Below are 15,134 nucleotides of genomic sequence, written 5' to 3'. Positions count from 1 at the left end.
CCTTGGGTTGCGTATTGCGTGCTTCTAAACACTCGGCCAAAACTTGATCTGCCGCAAGTCGCGCACATTGGTCGTCATGCAGTTCATCCAGCTTTTTCAAGTAGGCGACTGCGGCTATTTGCAAGAGATCGAAATCCTCTTCGCCGGTATTGCGAAGATTGGCGATGTAGCGGTAGAGGGCGGAACGCCTGTTGTCGTTCTCGCTGATGCCGCTGTGGAGCAGCAAGTGGTTTCGCCAAGCGAACGCACACGCACCTTCTCTGGCCTGAGAACTCATGGGCACCTCCCAAAGGCAAAGAAAGACTGACACCGCGTTTCGTTCCGCAGATCCCCTCAGATGTAACGTTGTTCCGTAGCTGCGCCGCGAGGTGTCTATTTGCCCGGGTGAGAGTGGCCTTTCGAGTGCGGATTGCGGCGGGACCGTGCGTAGAAAATGAGGGGTTCCGTTACGTCAGCAATCGCGTCCGAAACCTGTTCGGATACCGAGAACTGGGGCCACGTTTACGGTCCGCTCGATACACGTCCTACAGCCGCTTGGTCGCGGCGACGTCGCTCCCCGCCGCCTTGATTCGTGCGATCGCCGGCTCGATCGGCTCGATCACCGTCGCCATGTGATGGGCATTGGCGTGAACCATGGTGCTGGCGTCGCGGACGATGGCGACATGGCCCTTCCAGAAGATCAGATCGCCGCGTTGCAGTTTGCTTCGCTCATGCGACTCCAACGCGCGACCGAGGCCGGCCTGCTGCATGTCGCTGTCGCGCGGGCAGCCGATGCCTGCTGATGTCAGCGAGACCTGCACCAGGCCCGAGCAGTCGATGCCAAAACTGCTCTTGCCGCCCCAGAGATAGGGCGTGCCGACGAAGCGCTCGGCCACAGTGACGAAATCCGGCTCGTGATGATCGAGCGGAGCGAGATGGGCCCTCGGCAAGAACGTTCCTTCGCGCGTCACCGCGAAGGTGCCGTCCTCGCGCACGATTGTGAGCTTTGATCCCAATACCAGCGTATCGGACGGCGGCAGCTTGATCGAGGGGCCGGGGAATGCAAACGTCCGGAGTGCACTGACGGTGTGGGTCGGCGTCGCCGCGGGGTGCGCCAGGGCTGCGTCGGGAAGCCAGCCGACATAGCCGTCGCCATTGAGCTGGCCCCAGGCCCAGCCTTCGCCGTTGCGATCGTAGATGGTGACGCGCTCGCCGCGCAGCGCCTCCGTCATCAGCATCGCGTTTTGGGATGGCTGCTCGCGCACCGGCGCGATCGCCTCGATCACCTCGGATTCCTCGCCGGTGACGAAGCGATCCGCCTCGACCTTGCCTTCGAGATATTTCGCGGCGAGGTCGCCCCGCGCCGGCGTCAGCCTTGGATCGTATCTTGGGTCATGCATAGCGTTCGCTCAGCAATGTGTAGAGCGCGCGTGCGGCCTGGCATTCGCCGCCTTCGGGCCGTGCCGGCTTCGCCGACGGCGTCCAGCCATAGATGTCGACATGCAGCCAACTCCTGGCGTGCTCGACGAAGCGCTGCAGGAACAGCGCGCAGGTGATCGAGCCGGCGAAGCCGCCGGACGGCGCGTTGGTGATGGTGGCGGTCTTGGAGTCCAGCCAGGCATCGTAAGGCGGCCACAGCGGCATGCGCCACAACGGATCGTTCTCCTTCACCGCGCAGCGCGCGACGTCGGCGGCGAGCGTCTCATCATTGGTGTAAAAGGGCGGTAAATCCGGCCCCAGCGCGACGCGGGCCGCGCCGGTCAGCGTGCCCAGATCGATCAGCAGATCCGGTTTCTCCTCGTCGGCGAGCGCCAGCGCATCGGCAAGCACGAGGCGGCCCTCGGCGTCGGTATTGCCGATCTCGACCGTGATGCCCTTGCGTGAGGTGAAGATGTCGAGCGGGCGGAAGGCATTGCCGGCGACCGCGTTTTCTACGGCCGGAATCAGCACGCGCAGCCGCACCTTCAGCTTCGCATCCATCACCATGCGCGCGAGCGCCAGCACGTTGGCGGCGCCGCCCATGTCCTTCTTCATGATCAGCATGCCGCTCGACGGCTTGAGGTCGAGCCCGCCGGTGTCGAAGCAAACGCCCTTGCCAACCAGTGTCACCTTCGGATGCGAAGGATCGCCCCAGCCGATGTCGATCAGCCGTGGCGCGCGGTCCGAGGCCATGCCGACGGCATGGATCAGCGGAAAATTCGTCTTCAGATCCTCGCCGATGGTGCAGGCGAAACTTGCGCCGAACTCGGCGGCGAGCGCCTGCGCGGCCGCGGCAAGCTCCTCCGGTCCCATGTCGTTGGCCGGTGTGTTGATGAGATCGCGCGCCAGCATCGCCGCGTCTGCCATGCGATCGATGTCAGTCGGATCGACGCCTTCAGGCGGCACCAGCCGGACGTCGGGCCTGTCGGCCTTGCGGTAGCGGGCGAAACGGTAGCTGCCGAGCGCGAAGGCCAGCGCTGCGAGACGTGCATCGTGGGGCGCATTGGCAAAGCGATAGGTGCCCGGCGGCAGCAGCCCGGGCAAGGCGCCCGGGCGGAACAGGTCGCGCGATCTGGCGCCCTCGTCCTCGAGGCCGAACAGCACCTGCGCAATCGCGCCGTCCGGCGCGGGCAGCGCGAGGTAGCCGCCGGGCTTGGCGGCAAAGGCGCTCGCGGTGGCGAACTGGCGTTGCGTCGGCTGCAGCGTCTCGGCGACCCGATCCCAGCTCGATTTGGTAACGAAGGTGATCGGGATGGCGGTCGGCGACGTCTCGAAGACAGAAGGCATTGGCGGGTCCGGATCGTCAGATCAAGAAGGTCGTTCGAACGGACGAGACTTCGCAGAGTTTCGCCGCCGCTGCAATCGGCTTTGCCGTCACCGCTCGCTGGGCTGCTACTCGCAGCATGGGGGCCATGCTAGGTTTCGGGGACGGCCGCCAGGGTGTGGGATCGCCGGCGACCGACGACGAAGCCTGCCGGGAGGAATTGCGATGGAAGTTGTGTGGAGCGTGGTCACATTCGTCGGCCAGGCCATCGAGGTGATTTTTGGCTATGTCGAACATCATCATTGGATCTTCGCCTTCCTTGCCGGCGGCTACGTTTTCTATCTCCACGACCGCTCCGTGCACGCGCGGTTCGATGCCCTGGACAAGCGCGTCGATGAAATCCGCAAGCGGCTCGCCATCGAATATTGATCGGACGGGACGAAACGCTGCACATTTTCCAGAGCATGCATTTTAACTGCCGTTCACGAGAGCGCGGCCGCAGGACTTTACTAGCGCCGCGGTTGCTGTCGGTGAGCTGCTCGGCCTCGATCTCGGCCTCGATCTCGGCCTTGGCGGCGAAGCGCCTCCGCATCTTGCCATCATGAGGGGCAGGCAGGCTGACGTTAACCGCCCGTTAGGGTTAACAGTCTATTGCTGGCGTGTTCGGCTCGATCAATCGGCTCGAGAGTCAAGGCGTCATGCGTCAACGGTTCAGTCTTGCCCGGCTTCTTGCGTCCACCTCGCTGGTCGCGGCAGTGGCTATCGGCCTCGGCGGCTGCACGGGCATGTCGAAGCTCTCCGACGTCACGGGCTCGATCGGGCCGCGCGCGGAAGCCGCTCCCACCGATCCCGCGCGCGCCGCCGAAGTCTATGGCGAGCGCTATCGTGCCAACCCCAGGGATGCCGACGCTGCGCTCGCCTATGGCCAGGCCCTGCGCGCCAATGGTCAGCGTGCCCAGGCCGCCGCCGTGCTCGAGCAGGCGACCATCGCCAATCCCGGTAACAAGACGCTGCTCGCCCAGTACGGCCGCGCGCTCGCCGACAACGGCAACTTCCAACAGGCTTTCGACGTGCTGTCGAAGGCGCATTCGCCCGACAATCCGGACTGGCGCCTGCTCTCGGTGCAGGGCACCGCGCTCGACCAGATGGGCCGCCACGACGAGGCGCGCTCCTATTATGCGAGCGCTCTGAAGATCGCGCCCGGTGATCCCGGCGTGCTTTCCAATCTCGGCCTGTCCTACATGTTGACGAGGAACCTGCCCAAGGCCGAAGAGGCGCTGCGGCAGGCTTACGCCTCACCGCGCGCGAGCGCCCGGGTGCGGCAGAATCTCGCTCTGGTCGTCGGTCTGCAAGGCCGCTTCGCCGAGGCCGAGACCATCGTAAAGGCGGACCTGCCGCCGGACCAGGCCGCAGCCAACGTCGCCTATCTCAAGGACATGCTGAACCGCAACGACGCCCCGCGCGGCGCAGCGAAGCGGACCCCGGTGGCCTCGCTCAGCCAGTCCGACTGATCGGACTGATCTCTGCCATTTGATGTCGCCGGCGGACCGCGCGACCTCTCGCGTCAGTGCAACTCGGTGATCTTGATGCCGGTCGGTCCGAGAATGACGACGAACAGCACCGGCAGGAAGAACAGGATCATCGGCACCGTCAACTTCGGCGGCAGCGCAGCGGCCTTCTTCTCGGCCTCATTCATGCGCATGTCGCGGTTTTCCTGCGCCATGACGCGCAGGGAATGCCCGAGCGGCGTGCCGTATCGCTCCGCCTGCTGAAGCGCGAGACAGACCGATTTGACGCCCTCGAGCCCGGTGCGTCGCGCCAGGTTCTCATAGGCCATCTTCCGGTCCTGCAAGTAGGATAGTTCGGCCGTGGTCAGCGCGAATTCCTCCGACAGCGCAATCGATTGGCCGACGATCTCGGTAGCGACCTTCCGGAACGCCATTTCGACCGACATGCCGGATTCGATGCAGATCAGCAGCAGGTCGAGCGCGTCGGGAAAGGCGCGCTTGATCGAGAGCTGGCGCTTGGAGATCGCGTTCTTGAGGAACAGCATCGGCGCCTGGAGGCCGAGATAGGCCGCGCCGACGCAGATGCCGATCTTGATCGGCATCGACTGCTGCATGTGCGCGATCAGGAAGACGTAGATGGCGCTACCGATGAAGAGCCCGATGGGAGCGACCATGCGAGCAAACAGGAACGTGACGTAGGGAGCCTGGCCGCGGTAGCCCGCCATGATGAGCTTGTCGCGGGCGGCTTCCTGCGCGAGCCATTTGGTGAGGTTGAAATCTTCGACGACCTTGGAGACGAGCTGCTTCGGCGTCTGGCGCAGCGAGACCTTTTCGTTCTTGTTGAGGCGCTCGCGCTCGCGCTGCCGGAGGCGTTCACGCTCGCTCGCCACCGCCTTCATGCGCTTGGAGAGTCCCTCGCCGGCAAACAGCGGCATCACCAGCGTATAGACGGTGGCGCTGGCGGCAACGGCCGCCAGCAGCATGGTCATGAAGCGGACGTCATGTAGCTTCGAAACGAGAAACTCGACCATACGGCACCGTCAGAAATCGAAGTTGATCATCTTCTTCATCACCATGATGCCGATCGACATCCAGACGACGCAGCCGACCAGCATGAGCTGGCCGGTGGGGTGGGTCCAAAGCAGCGAGATATAGTGCGGCGTCGTGAGATAGACGAGGAACATCACGATCGGCGGCAGCGAGCCGATGATGCCGGCCGAAGCCTTTGCCTCCATCGACATCGCCTGAATCTTCTCCTTCATCTTCTTGCGGTCGCGCAGCACCTTGGAGAGGTTGCCGAGCGCTTCGGAGAGGTTGCCGCCCGACTTCTGCTGGATCGAGATCACGATGCCGAAGAAATTCGCTTCCGGCAGCGGCATGCGCTCATAGAGCCGCGTACAGGCCTCTCCGAGCGGCATGCCGATCGCCTGGGTTTCGATGATCTGGAGGAATTCGCTGCGCAGCGGCTCCGGGGAATCGGCGGCGACGACCTTGATCGACTCGAACAGCGGCAGGCCCGCCTTGATGCCGCGGACGATCACGTCGACCGCATCGGGCAGCGCCGCCAGGAACTTGGTCTCGCGACGCTTCTTGAGGAAACCCAATGCCCAGCGCGGCAGGCCGAAGCCGCCGGCAAAAGCGAGGCCTGTGGCGCCCAGCAAACCGCCTCCGACGAACATCGCAGCCGCGAACAGCACGCCCGCCACGACGGCGGACACGATCCAGAATTTCTGCGGGGTCCAGTCGAGCCCTGCCTGCGAGATGCGGACGCTGAGCGGAACGCTCCTCTCCTGCTGACGCCGCGCTTCGAGATCCTTGAGCGAAGTCTCGACCTGCTCACGGCGTGATCGTTGGCTCTTCTCGGTCTGCTTGGCCGCGGGCGCGTCGGCACGCGCGACCGAGGCGCGGCGGCTTTCGGCCTTCCGCTCTCCGGACAGGAGGGGATAGAGGAAGACCCATGCGATGCCGCCGACGGCGGCGGTGGCGAGAAAGGCGAGGGCGAGGACCTGCATGTTCATGGCGACCTGCTCAATTTGCCGGCGCCACTTCTGCGGCGTCGAGCGCGGCGGCAAGCCGCTTCTCCTCGCCGTAGTAGCGGGCGCGTTCCCAGAACTTCGGGCGGCCGATGCCGGTCGAGCGGTGCCGGCCGATGATCTTGCCGTTGGCGTCTTCGCCGATCAGGTCGTAGAGGAAGATGTCCTGGGTGATGATGGTGTCGCCTTCCATGCCCATCACTTCTGTGACGTGGGTGATGCGGCGCGAGCCGTCGCGCAGGCGCGCGGCCTGGACGATGACGTCGATCGAGGCGCAGATCATCTCGCGGATGGTGCGCGAAGGCAGCGAAAAGCCGCCCATGGTGATCATGGATTCACAGCGGGACAGCGCCTCGCGCGGATTGTTGGCGTGGAGCGTGCCCATCGAGCCGTCATGGCCGGTGTTCATGGCCTGAAGCAGGTCGAACGCCTCGGGTCCACGGACTTCGCCGACGATGATGCGTTCGGGCCGCATGCGCAGGCAGTTGCGTACCAGCTCGCGCATGGTGACCTGGCCCTCGCCCTCGATGTTGGGCGGGCGGGTTTCGAGCCGCACCACGTGAGGCTGCTGGAGTTGGAGCTCGGCGGCGTCCTCGCAGGTGATGACCCGCTCGTCGTGCTCGATGTAGTTGGTCAGACAGTTGAGCAGCGTCGTCTTGCCCGAGCCGGTACCGCCGGAGATCAGCACGTTGCAGCGGACCCGGCCGATGATCTGGAGGATCTCGGCGCCTTCCGGCGAGATCGCGCCGAACTTGACGAGCTGATCGAGCGTCAGCTTGTCCTTCTTGAATTTTCGGATGGTGAGGGCGGGACCGTCGATCGCGAGCGGCGGCACGATGGCGTTGACGCGGGATCCGTCGGCGAGGCGCGCGTCGCAGATCGGTGAGGATTCGTCGACGCGGCGTCCGACCTGGCTGACGATGCGCTGACAGATATTGAGGAGCTGCTGGTTGTCGCGAAAACGGATGCCGGTGCGCTGGATCTTGCCGCCGACTTCGATGAAGACGGTGCCGGCGCCGTTCACCATGATGTCCGCGATGTCGTCGCGCGCGAGCAGAGGCTCCAGCGGGCCGTAGCCGAGCACGTCGTTGCAGATGTCGTCGAGCAGCTCCTCCTGCTCGGCGATCGACATCACGATGTTCTTGATCGCGATGATCTCGTTGACGATGTCGCGGATTTCCTCGCGGGCGGACTCGGAATCGAGCTTGGCGAGCTGGGCGAGGTCGATGGCCTCGATCAGCGCGCCGAAGATGGTCGCCTTGACCTCGTAATAATTGTCCGAGCGCCGGCTCTCCATGGCGGGAGGCGGCGGCGCGGCCTTGGCAGGGGCAAGCGGCGGCGAGGCGATGGCCGGTGGGGGCGGGGCGCGCGACACCGTCGGCGCCGGAGCCTGGGAAGACTCGAGCGACACGGCGCCGGGCTTGGGAGCCCGAAGGTCGGTGTCTGTTCCGCTACGCTTACCGAACACTTAACAACTCCATGCGGCGGCCTATTTTCCCCGCAACTTCTCAATCAGGGGTGAAAACAAGGACGACTTTTGTTTCTTCGTCTCGCTGCGGCCGGTCAGGCGCTGGGCGATCTGAAGGAACATCTCGATCGACTTATGATTGGCCGAGATCTCCGCGATCATCTGGCCGTTGTTGGCTGCCGAGCCGAAGATCTGCGGCTCGAACGGGATCGAGGCGACCGGCTGGCTCTCGATCGCCTTGGCGAATTCCGCGGCAGCGATCTCGGGCCGTTTCGGGACGCCGACCTGGTTCAGGCAGTAGAGCGGCGGGCGGTCGTTGGGGCGCGAGGCCTTCAACAGATCGACCAGGTTCTTGGTATTGCGCAGATTGGCGAGGTCGGGCGCGGCCACGATCAGGATGTCGTCCGCTCCGATCAAGGCGCGCTTGGTCCAGCCCGACCATTGGTGCGGGATGTCGAGCACGATGCAGGGCATTGTGGAGCGTAGCGTGTCGAACACGGCATCGAAGGCGTCGGAGCCGAAGTCATAGACCCGGTCGAGCGTCGCAGGGGCCGCCAGCAGGCTGAGATGGTCGGTGCATTTCGACAGCAGGCGGTCGATGAAAGCCGTGTCGACGCGATCCGGTGAGAACACGGCGTCGGCAATGCCCTGCGGTGGGTCCTGGTTGTAGTCGAGGCCGGCGGTACCGAAGGCGAGGTCGAGATCGGCGACGACCGCATCCATCGCAAGGTCGCGGGCGATCGCCCAGGCGACGTTGTGGGAGATGGTGGAAGCGCCGACGCCGCCCTTGGCGCCGACCACGGCAATGATGCGGCCGACCGCCTTGGCTTCGGGGGCCGAGAACAGGTTGCAGATCGAGCGCACGACGTCGATCGCGCCGACCGGCGCGAGCACGTAGTCGCTGACACCGCGGCGCACCAGTTCGCGGTAGAGCATGACGTCGTTGATGCGGCCGATCACGACCACGCGGGTGCCGGCGTCGCAGACGGTGGCGAGCTGGTCGAGCCCGCCCAGGAGGTCGTTGCGGCCGTCGCTCTCGAGCACGATCACGTTCGGGGTCGGGGCCGAGCGATAGGCTTCGATCGCCGCCGCCATGCCGCCCATCTGGATCTTCAGATGGGCCTTGCCGAGACGGCGATCCTCGCCGGCCGACTGCACCGCGGCGGCGGTCTCCACGGTCTCGCAGAACGCCTGCACCGAGACACGCGGCGAGGGTGCAATATGCTCCTCGACCGGCGGGGGCGGGGTCTCCGGCTCTTCTTGAGGTTGGCGGGCGTAGCTGATCATTTGCCGGTGTCGCTGAGTTTGGCCTTGTCGGCTTCGGGATAGGTGGTCGCCGTCGTCGTTCCCTTGCGATACTTCTCCATGGCCGTGGTCCGACGCGCCATGTAGGGCGGCGTTTCAGGTCTGGGCTGCTCAAGATCGCTGGGGTTGTCGACCATCGCCGCAAGGTTGCGCTGATAGGCGCAGCCGTAATTGTAATAGTCCTTGTTCTCGAACCAGCTCCTGTTCTTCAAGGAGGGGCCGATGTCGTCAGGCCACAGGCCGCAGGGACCCGCGACCGCGGCTATCTTGGAGTAAGTGAGCCGGATCGGCGGCAGGAAGCGCTTGTCTTCCGGCTGGTAGGGGCGAGCGATGACACCGCGCGGCGGAACGCCTGCCGCCGCCAGCATCGCCTGGATCTCACGCATGGTGTCCGCAACCGGACGCGCGTTTGGCGTGCCGGATGGCACGTCGATACGGATGGCGCCGGTGCCTTCGCGCAGCCAGGCCGATGCGACGCCCATCACGTCGGCGCGCTGGGCGGGGGTCAGGCCGCCGCGCGCGTGACCGACGAAGACGACGATCGAGCGATTCTGCTCCTCGATCGCGATCGGATGGCGCTGCTTGTAGTCGTCGGGAATGGAGGCGGTGACCGCTTCGTCGTGCTGGCAGCCGCCGAGGGCGAGCGCCAGGCCGACGAGCGCGCCACCGAGGCGGATGGCGCGTTTGCGAAGCTGGGGTGGTCTTTTGATCATCGTGAAGTCCCCGTTCCGCTTCAGTCGGTGATGAAGCCGTAGGTGCCGCGGTAGTTTCTGGCCGGTTCGGTCCGGCCGGGCACGCCGTAGATGCGGTTGATGTTGCCGATCAGTTCGGCCTGCGGATCGGCAGGCGCGGCGAAGCCGTCATCCGGCCGCGACAGATCCTTTTGCGCGACCGCGCGAACGACATAGGGCGTCACGATCACGACCAGCTCGGTCGCGTTGTTGACGAAGTCGCGGCTGCGGAACAGCGTACCGAGGATCGGAAGCTGCATCAGTCCCGGCAAACCGCTGACCGCCTGCTTGGTCTGCTGCTGGATCAGGCCGGCCATCGCCATCGCGCCGCCCGAGGGAATTTCCAGCGAGGTCTCGGCGCGGCGGGTCCTGATCGAGGGCACCGTCAGCGAGTTCACCGACGTCGAGCTCACGGCCTGGGACAGCGTGATCGCATTCTCGTTCGACAGCTCCGAGACTTCCGTCATCACGCGCAGGCTGATCTTGCCTTCGCTCAGCACCACCGGCGTGAAGTTGAGCGAGATGCCGAATTTCTTGAAGCTGATCTGGGTGGTACAGACGTGCGTGACGGGATCGCACGCGTAGCCTGCCGGCACCGGGAACTCGCCGCCGGCGATGAAGGTCGCGGACTCGCCGGAGATCGCGGTCAGGTTCGGCTCGGCCAGCGTACGGATCACGCCCGCGGTCTCCATCGCCCGCAGAGTGGCCTGCACGGACGGTGTTGCGCCGAACTTCGTGGTCAGGTTGTTGCCGTCGACCAGGTTGCGGCCAAGGGCCGTGAAGGGGTTGGAGTTGGTGAAGCTCACCACGGAGGTGCCGTAGTTCAGGTTCGCGGTGAGGTCGATGCCGAGCTGCTTGACGATGTTGCGCTGGACCTCGGCCACCGTCACCTTGAGCATGACCTGGTCGCGGCCGCGAACCACGATCGAGTTCACCACCTTGTCGGCGCCGCCGGCTAGGCGCGCGGCGAGATCGTTTGCCTGCTGCGCTTCCAACGGATTTGCTGCCGTGCCGGTCAGGACGATGCCGTCGCCGAGGCCGTCGATCTGGATGTCGGAATTGGGCAGGATCTGCTTCAGCGCGGCGCGCACGCCGTTGAGGTCGCGCTTGACCGCGATGTCGTAGGCCGCAATCTGCTGGCCGGCGGAATCGAAGAACACGATGTTGGTCTGGCCGACCGTGGCGCCGATGATGTAGGCGCGTTGCGCCGAGCGGACCACCGCATTGGCGATCTTGGGGTCGGCCACCAGCACGTCCTTGATGTCGCGCGGCAGGTCGATCACGATGGACTTGCCGACCCCGAGCGACAGGAAACGCGCGTTCATCTGGCCGTCAGCCGCGGCCTGTGCCATGGGACGGTAGTCGGCAGCGACCACGGGGGTCAGCACCGGGTTGAGCGCCAGCGCGAGGGCGGCCGAAAACGACAGGGCGCGGACCATAGAGGTTCGCATCATTGCTGCATTCGCCCTGTACTTTATATCGACTGTCTTCATCGTGCTTTCGCCGTCTGACTTGGAATGCCGTAGCGAATGATCGAAACGCCGTCGCGCTTCTGCGCGGACTCGTCGAGCGTGATCTCGCTCATCTTGACGTCGGCTATGCTGCGCAGTGCCAGCGACAGCGTTCCGGCCTGGCGGGCCGATGAAAGCGCCTGAGTCTGCGCGGCATTGAGTTCCAGGGTCACGGTCTTGCCGACCACCGTGTTCTGGCCGTCCTTCTCCTTCGGCGCCTGGTCGATCGCGAGGACGCGGATGTTGGCCAGGATGATCTCGGAGGTGACGATGTCGGGAGCGCCGGTGCTCTGGTCCGGATTCTTGAGGCGGCGCGTGAGGATCACATCGACACGGTCATTGGGCAGGATGAAGCCGCCCGCGCCGGTCTCCGGCGAGATTTCGGTCGAGATCGCCCGCATGCCGGTCGGCAGGATTGCCGCCATGAAGCCTGAGCCCTCGGCCTTGACCAGCTTCTGGTCGCGGATCGGCTCGCCCTGGATGAAGGGCGCGCGCGCGATCGAGCCGGCCACCTGTGTCGCTCCCTCGGGACGCTCATTGCGGCGAATGAAGGTGGCGCTGGCGGTCGCCGCCGGCCAGGTCTGCCATTGCACGTCTTCCGGCTTGACGGTCTGGCCAAGGCCGATGTCGTTCTTGGCCACGAGGACGTCGACGGTCGGAAGCTGCGCGACCGGAGCGGGAGGCGGCGCGGAATTGTCAGAGCCGCTCGCCAGGTACGCGGCGACGCCGCCGGCGCAGATGGCGACCGCCAGGACGACAATGCGTGCCCTATTCATACGCTTCACTTTCCAACAAAACGCCGCGACGCTGACGCCGCCGTAATCGGCAGTTGACCAGCTATTCGTCAAAGCATGGTTAATGAGGCGTATCTAAATCGCCTTAACGCCGGGTTTACCCGGTGCGTTCAGCGCAGTGCGAGGTGAGCGAGGTCGATCGCCTTCACCCATTCGGTCTCCGGGTAGACCATCAGCGCGCTCAGTGCGAGCGCGATGCCGTAGGGAATGCCGCTCTCCTTGGCGTGCAGCCGTGCGAGCCAGGCCTGGCCCGCCAGCCCGTAGGGCAGCGGCCATTGCCGGAACTGGAGCAGGAGCAGCGTCAGCGCCCCGCCGAACAGCGAGGCGTAGAGCAGGAAGTTCATCAGATGTGCAAAGCCGAACCAGAGTGCGACCGAGGCCGCGACCTTGGCATCGCCGCCGCCCACCCAGCCCATCGCAAAGCAGGCGAAGGCCGCGACCAGCAGAAGTGCGCCGGCTCCGACATGGCTCAGCATCTCGTAAGGTGCCATGCCACCGGCGAGCGCGAGGGCGAAGAAGCCCGCGACCAGCGCCAGCGACACGCGGTTCGAGATCGTCATCGTGAAGAGATCGCTCGCAGCCGCGAACGCAATGAGGGCCGGGAAGAGCAGAAGGCGCGCAAGGTCGAGGATCATGGGCTGCGTCTTGAGGCCTGGTTGTTCGCGGAAGCTGGCGGCGGCGATGCTAGCCGGCAGTTGCTAAACAAACCGACAACGGCGGCCGGGCGGCGAGGCTGGACCCGCGGAAAGCCTGCTCACCAGAGGCTGGCAATGCGCACGGCGAGCACGACCGTCGCAACCAGCAGCGCAAGGCAGACCCAATAGGCCGGCGAGCCGGCATGCGCCGCCTCCGCCTCGTTCGCCGCGACCACGGCCTCGGTTCTGTACTCGCGCAACGCCACTGGAACTCGCCGTCTTCAGAAAAACAAAGGCCCCGGAGGTCCGGGGCTTTTGCGGTCGCTCGTCGGTTGCTTACTTCAGCGAAGTGCTGATCGAGCCGAACTTGGTGTTCAGCGAGCTGCCGAGATTGTTGACGACGGTGATGATGGCCAGCGCGATGCCGGCGGCGATCAGGCCGTATTCGATGGCGGTGGCGCCGGATTCATCCTTCGCGAAACGCGCAATCAGGTTCTTCATGAACAAACTCCGTCTGGTGGGATCGCCTCGTTCGGCGCTGTCTTTGACGCAATGAGCATGAGATCCGAGCTCTTTCGGTAGAGTTAATTCGATCGCGCAAACCCGCTCGAGTCACGATGCTTTTGGCCAGAGTGAATTTCGCCTTAAGGCGGCAGTCGAAATTCGGTCTGGATCCGAATGCAGCGCACGCGCGCTGCCGGCTTCACCCTCCCTTAAATTTCGCGGAGTAGGCCTAGGAGACCATCAATTCGGAAGTGAGGCGACGATGTCGAGCCTGCCCATGCAAGTCGCCCTGATGCTCGGCGAGACCATCCAAAAGATGGTCCCCGTCACCCTCGCGCTCGCGGCAGTCTTCACGGTGCTCGAGCATTTCTGGGCCTGCAATCCCGGCGCGCCGTGGTGGCGCAAGCGCGAGATCCTCACCGACATCTGCTACTGGTTCTTCGTTCCGGTGTTTGCCCGCACCATGCGGATCGGATTGCTGATCGTCGGTGCCGGCGCCGTCTTCAACATTCACGATGCCGACGAGCTCATCGCCTTCTACGACAATGGCCATGGCCCGCTGGCACAGCTGCCGTTGTGGCTGCAGGCCGTGCTGTTCCTGGTGCTGTCCGATTTCATGCTGTACTGGCTGCACCGGCTTTTCCACGACGGCGGTTTCTGGAAGTACCACGCCATCCATCATTCGTCGGAGGAAATCGGCTGGATTTCCGCGGCGCGCTTCCACCCGGTCAATCTCATGCTCGGGACGATTGGCGTTGACGTCGTGCTGCTGATGGCCGGTATCTCCCCGAACGTCATGATCTGGGTCGGGCCGTTCACCACCTTCCACTCGGCCTTCGTGCACGCCAATCTGAACTGGACCTTCGGGCCATTCAGATACGTGCTGGCGACGCCGGTGTTCCACCGCTGGCACCACACCTCGCTCGAAGAGGGCGGCGACACCAATTTTGCCGGGACGTTCCCGATCTGGGACGTGCTGTTCGGCACCTTCCGTATGCCGGAGGGCAGACTGCCGCAGGACTACGGCAAGGACGAAGCGACAATGCCGAAGGAAATCGGCGGCCAGCTCGCCTATCCGTTCCGCCGCTAGGACATTGGTTCGCAGCGTCAACGGTCTTCGAGGGCCACAAAGTGCCAGTCCCTTCAAACAATAGCCGGCGAGTTTGCGGAACGTTCACGAATTAAGGGCAGGTTAGCCGGGTCGGGCACCGGCTCCGCTGTTGATCTGGTCGTTTCTGCCGGTTTGTGACGTCCCGGGGGTAAGTGTAATGCGTAAAGAGTTGCTGCGCCGTCATGCGCGCGTCGGCCTTCTGGTTGCGGCTGCGGTGCTGGCCTCGCCTGGTGCCGGCCTTGCCGAGCCCACCGCCGATACCATCGCCGTCAATGTCGACCAGGCCAAGCTGGTCCGGCTCCCCGGCAAGGTCGCGACCATCGTGGTCGGCAATCCCCTGATCGCGGACGTCACGCTGCAGCCCGGCGGCATGCTCGTCGTGACCGGGAAGGGCTATGGTGCGACCAATTTCATCGCGCTCGATCGGGGCGGCGAGATCCTGGTCGACCGCCAGATCCAGGTCGAAGGTCCGAGCGACCGGCTCGTCACCGTCTATCGCGGGATCGAGCGCGAGTCCTACAGCTGCATGCCGATTTGCCAGCGTCGTCTGACGCTCGGCGACAGCGACAACTTCTTCAACCACACGATGAGCCAGGCAGGTTCGCTGAGCAACAATGCCAGCGGGGCTGCAGGTGGCGGCGCCAAGACAAATTAGCCAAGACAAACTAGCCAAGACATCCTAGCAGGATCGACCGGCCGCGCGATCACGCCGAGCGACGTCGCCTATACCCGTCCGCGCCAGTCCACCTGCGTCTATTACAGCCCGGCCACGGCCTGCACGACCTACTGAGCCCAGCCGCTTGCTTCGGACA

Annotated in this window: 17 protein-coding genes and 1 pseudogene; 6 read left to right on the top strand and 12 right to left on the bottom strand. The window is 64.7% G+C overall.

What is annotated here, in order from left to right; genetic code table 11:
• Nucleotides 1-76 precede the first annotated feature (76 nt).
• Nucleotides 77-307 carry a hypothetical protein gene (locus NLM27_RS29150; RefSeq protein WP_254146552.1) on the top strand — a complete coding sequence of 77 codons (231 nt, stop codon included), beginning with the start codon at nucleotides 77-79 and terminating at the stop codon, nucleotides 305-307.
• Between the two features lie 217 nt (nucleotides 308-524).
• Here the strand turns inward: NLM27_RS29150 and NLM27_RS29145 are convergent, their stop codons facing one another.
• Together NLM27_RS29145 and NLM27_RS29140 are read right to left on the bottom strand one after the other, a co-directional pair.
• Complete coding sequence (locus NLM27_RS29145; RefSeq protein WP_254146551.1) at nucleotides 525-1,379, bottom strand: C40 family peptidase; 855 nt, start codon at nucleotides 1,377-1,379, stop codon at nucleotides 525-527.
• Nucleotides 1,372-2,745, bottom strand: a complete 1,374-nt coding sequence (locus NLM27_RS29140; RefSeq protein ID WP_254146550.1) for a M17 family metallopeptidase — start codon at nucleotides 2,743-2,745, stop codon at nucleotides 1,372-1,374. Before NLM27_RS29140 ends, NLM27_RS29145 begins: the two co-directional genes overlap by 8 nt.
• A gap of 202 nt (nucleotides 2,746-2,947) precedes the next feature.
• On the opposite strand from NLM27_RS29140, the gene NLM27_RS29135 reads away from it, so the two are divergent.
• Together NLM27_RS29135 and NLM27_RS29130 are read left to right on the top strand one after the other, a co-directional pair.
• On the top strand, nucleotides 2,948-3,151 hold the full coding sequence (locus tag NLM27_RS29135; protein WP_254146549.1) for a hypothetical protein: 204 nt from the start codon (nucleotides 2,948-2,950) through the stop codon (nucleotides 3,149-3,151).
• A gap of 269 nt (nucleotides 3,152-3,420) precedes the next feature.
• Nucleotides 3,421-4,233, top strand: coding sequence for a tetratricopeptide repeat protein (locus NLM27_RS29130; RefSeq protein ID WP_254146548.1), 813 nt, complete (start codon nucleotides 3,421-3,423; stop codon nucleotides 4,231-4,233).
• A gap of 53 nt (nucleotides 4,234-4,286) precedes the next feature.
• On the opposite strand, the gene NLM27_RS29125 is transcribed toward NLM27_RS29130, so the two are convergent.
• The 10 genes from NLM27_RS29125 to NLM27_RS29080 all read right to left on the bottom strand — a co-directional run bounded on the left by NLM27_RS29125 (nucleotide 4,287) and on the right by NLM27_RS29080 (nucleotide 13,208).
• Nucleotides 4,287-5,261: a type II secretion system F family protein gene (locus NLM27_RS29125; RefSeq protein WP_254146547.1), complete on the bottom strand. Its 975-nt coding sequence runs from the start codon at nucleotides 5,259-5,261 to the stop codon at nucleotides 4,287-4,289.
• A gap of 9 nt (nucleotides 5,262-5,270) precedes the next feature.
• On the bottom strand, nucleotides 5,271-6,248 hold the full coding sequence (locus tag NLM27_RS29120) for a type II secretion system F family protein (RefSeq protein ID WP_254146546.1): 978 nt from the start codon (nucleotides 6,246-6,248) through the stop codon (nucleotides 5,271-5,273).
• Nucleotides 6,249-6,258: 10 nt separating this feature from the next.
• The gene (locus NLM27_RS29115; RefSeq protein ID WP_254146545.1) at nucleotides 6,259-7,731 is read right to left on the bottom strand and encodes a CpaF family protein; all 1,473 of its coding nucleotides are present in this window, start codon (nucleotides 7,729-7,731) and stop codon (nucleotides 6,259-6,261) included.
• A gap of 21 nt (nucleotides 7,732-7,752) precedes the next feature.
• On the bottom strand, nucleotides 7,753-9,018 hold the full coding sequence (locus tag NLM27_RS29110; RefSeq protein ID WP_254146544.1) for an AAA family ATPase: 1,266 nt from the start codon (nucleotides 9,016-9,018) through the stop codon (nucleotides 7,753-7,755).
• Complete coding sequence (locus NLM27_RS29105; protein ID WP_254146543.1) at nucleotides 9,015-9,749, bottom strand: CpaD family pilus assembly protein; 735 nt, start codon at nucleotides 9,747-9,749, stop codon at nucleotides 9,015-9,017. Before NLM27_RS29105 ends, NLM27_RS29110 begins: the two co-directional genes overlap by 4 nt.
• A 20-nt stretch (nucleotides 9,750-9,769) precedes the next feature.
• Nucleotides 9,770-11,260, bottom strand: coding sequence for a type II and III secretion system protein family protein (locus tag NLM27_RS29100; protein ID WP_254146542.1), 1,491 nt, complete (start codon nucleotides 11,258-11,260; stop codon nucleotides 9,770-9,772).
• Nucleotides 11,257-12,054, bottom strand: a complete 798-nt coding sequence (gene cpaB / locus NLM27_RS29095) for a Flp pilus assembly protein CpaB (protein ID WP_254146541.1) — start codon at nucleotides 12,052-12,054, stop codon at nucleotides 11,257-11,259. Before cpaB ends, NLM27_RS29100 begins: the two co-directional genes overlap by 4 nt.
• Nucleotides 12,055-12,182: 128 nt before the next feature.
• On the bottom strand, nucleotides 12,183-12,707 hold the full coding sequence (locus NLM27_RS29090) for a prepilin peptidase (RefSeq protein WP_254146540.1): 525 nt from the start codon (nucleotides 12,705-12,707) through the stop codon (nucleotides 12,183-12,185).
• A gap of 119 nt (nucleotides 12,708-12,826) precedes the next feature.
• On the bottom strand, nucleotides 12,827-12,973 hold the full coding sequence (locus NLM27_RS29085) for a hypothetical protein (RefSeq protein WP_254146539.1): 147 nt from the start codon (nucleotides 12,971-12,973) through the stop codon (nucleotides 12,827-12,829).
• A 70-nt stretch (nucleotides 12,974-13,043) separates the two neighbouring features.
• On the bottom strand, nucleotides 13,044-13,208 hold the full coding sequence (locus tag NLM27_RS29080; RefSeq protein ID WP_166813093.1) for a Flp family type IVb pilin: 165 nt from the start codon (nucleotides 13,206-13,208) through the stop codon (nucleotides 13,044-13,046).
• Between the two features lie 265 nt (nucleotides 13,209-13,473).
• Between NLM27_RS29080 and NLM27_RS29075 the strand changes: the two genes are divergently transcribed.
• The 3 genes and pseudogenes from NLM27_RS29075 to NLM27_RS44180 form a co-directional block, all read left to right on the top strand.
• Complete coding sequence (locus tag NLM27_RS29075) at nucleotides 13,474-14,301, top strand: sterol desaturase family protein (RefSeq protein WP_254146538.1); 828 nt, start codon at nucleotides 13,474-13,476, stop codon at nucleotides 14,299-14,301.
• Nucleotides 14,302-14,479: 178 nt separating this feature from the next.
• On the top strand, nucleotides 14,480-14,977 hold the full coding sequence (locus NLM27_RS29070; RefSeq protein ID WP_254146537.1) for a pilus assembly protein N-terminal domain-containing protein: 498 nt from the start codon (nucleotides 14,480-14,482) through the stop codon (nucleotides 14,975-14,977).
• Between the two features lie 48 nt (nucleotides 14,978-15,025).
• Nucleotides 15,026-15,112: pseudogene (locus NLM27_RS44180) on the top strand (pilus assembly protein); the annotation flags it as partial.
• Nucleotides 15,113-15,134: the final 22 nt, after the last annotated feature.

Source organism: Bradyrhizobium sp. CCGB12 (assembly GCF_024199845.1).
Taxonomy (GTDB): domain Bacteria; phylum Pseudomonadota; class Alphaproteobacteria; order Rhizobiales; family Xanthobacteraceae; genus Bradyrhizobium.
This window is presented reverse-complemented; position numbering and strand designations above follow the sequence as displayed.

Coding starts and splice junctions, on each gene's coding strand:
- cpaB (WP_254146541.1), bottom strand. CDS start 12,054: ATGAATAGGGCACGCATTGTCGTCCTGGCGGTCGCCATCTGCGCCGGC.
- NLM27_RS29075 (WP_254146538.1), top strand. CDS start 13,474: ATGTCGAGCCTGCCCATGCAAGTCGCCCTGATGCTCGGCGAGACCATC.
- NLM27_RS29130 (WP_254146548.1), top strand. CDS start 3,421: ATGCGTCAACGGTTCAGTCTTGCCCGGCTTCTTGCGTCCACCTCGCTG.
- NLM27_RS29145 (WP_254146551.1), bottom strand. CDS start 1,379: ATGCATGACCCAAGATACGATCCAAGGCTGACGCCGGCGCGGGGCGAC.
- NLM27_RS29120 (WP_254146546.1), bottom strand. CDS start 6,248: ATGAACATGCAGGTCCTCGCCCTCGCCTTTCTCGCCACCGCCGCCGTC.
- NLM27_RS29110 (WP_254146544.1), bottom strand. CDS start 9,018: ATGATCAGCTACGCCCGCCAACCTCAAGAAGAGCCGGAGACCCCGCCC.
- NLM27_RS29080 (WP_166813093.1), bottom strand. CDS start 13,208: ATGAAGAACCTGATTGCGCGTTTCGCGAAGGATGAATCCGGCGCCACC.
- NLM27_RS29090 (WP_254146540.1), bottom strand. CDS start 12,707: ATGATCCTCGACCTTGCGCGCCTTCTGCTCTTCCCGGCCCTCATTGCG.
- NLM27_RS29125 (WP_254146547.1), bottom strand. CDS start 5,261: ATGGTCGAGTTTCTCGTTTCGAAGCTACATGACGTCCGCTTCATGACC.
- NLM27_RS29140 (WP_254146550.1), bottom strand. CDS start 2,745: ATGCCTTCTGTCTTCGAGACGTCGCCGACCGCCATCCCGATCACCTTC.
- NLM27_RS29105 (WP_254146543.1), bottom strand. CDS start 9,749: ATGATCAAAAGACCACCCCAGCTTCGCAAACGCGCCATCCGCCTCGGT.
- NLM27_RS29135 (WP_254146549.1), top strand. CDS start 2,948: ATGGAAGTTGTGTGGAGCGTGGTCACATTCGTCGGCCAGGCCATCGAG.
- NLM27_RS29070 (WP_254146537.1), top strand. CDS start 14,480: ATGCGTAAAGAGTTGCTGCGCCGTCATGCGCGCGTCGGCCTTCTGGTT.
- NLM27_RS29150 (WP_254146552.1), top strand. CDS start 77: ATGCAGTTCATCCAGCTTTTTCAAGTAGGCGACTGCGGCTATTTGCAA.
- NLM27_RS29100 (WP_254146542.1), bottom strand. CDS start 11,260: ATGAAGACAGTCGATATAAAGTACAGGGCGAATGCAGCAATGATGCGA.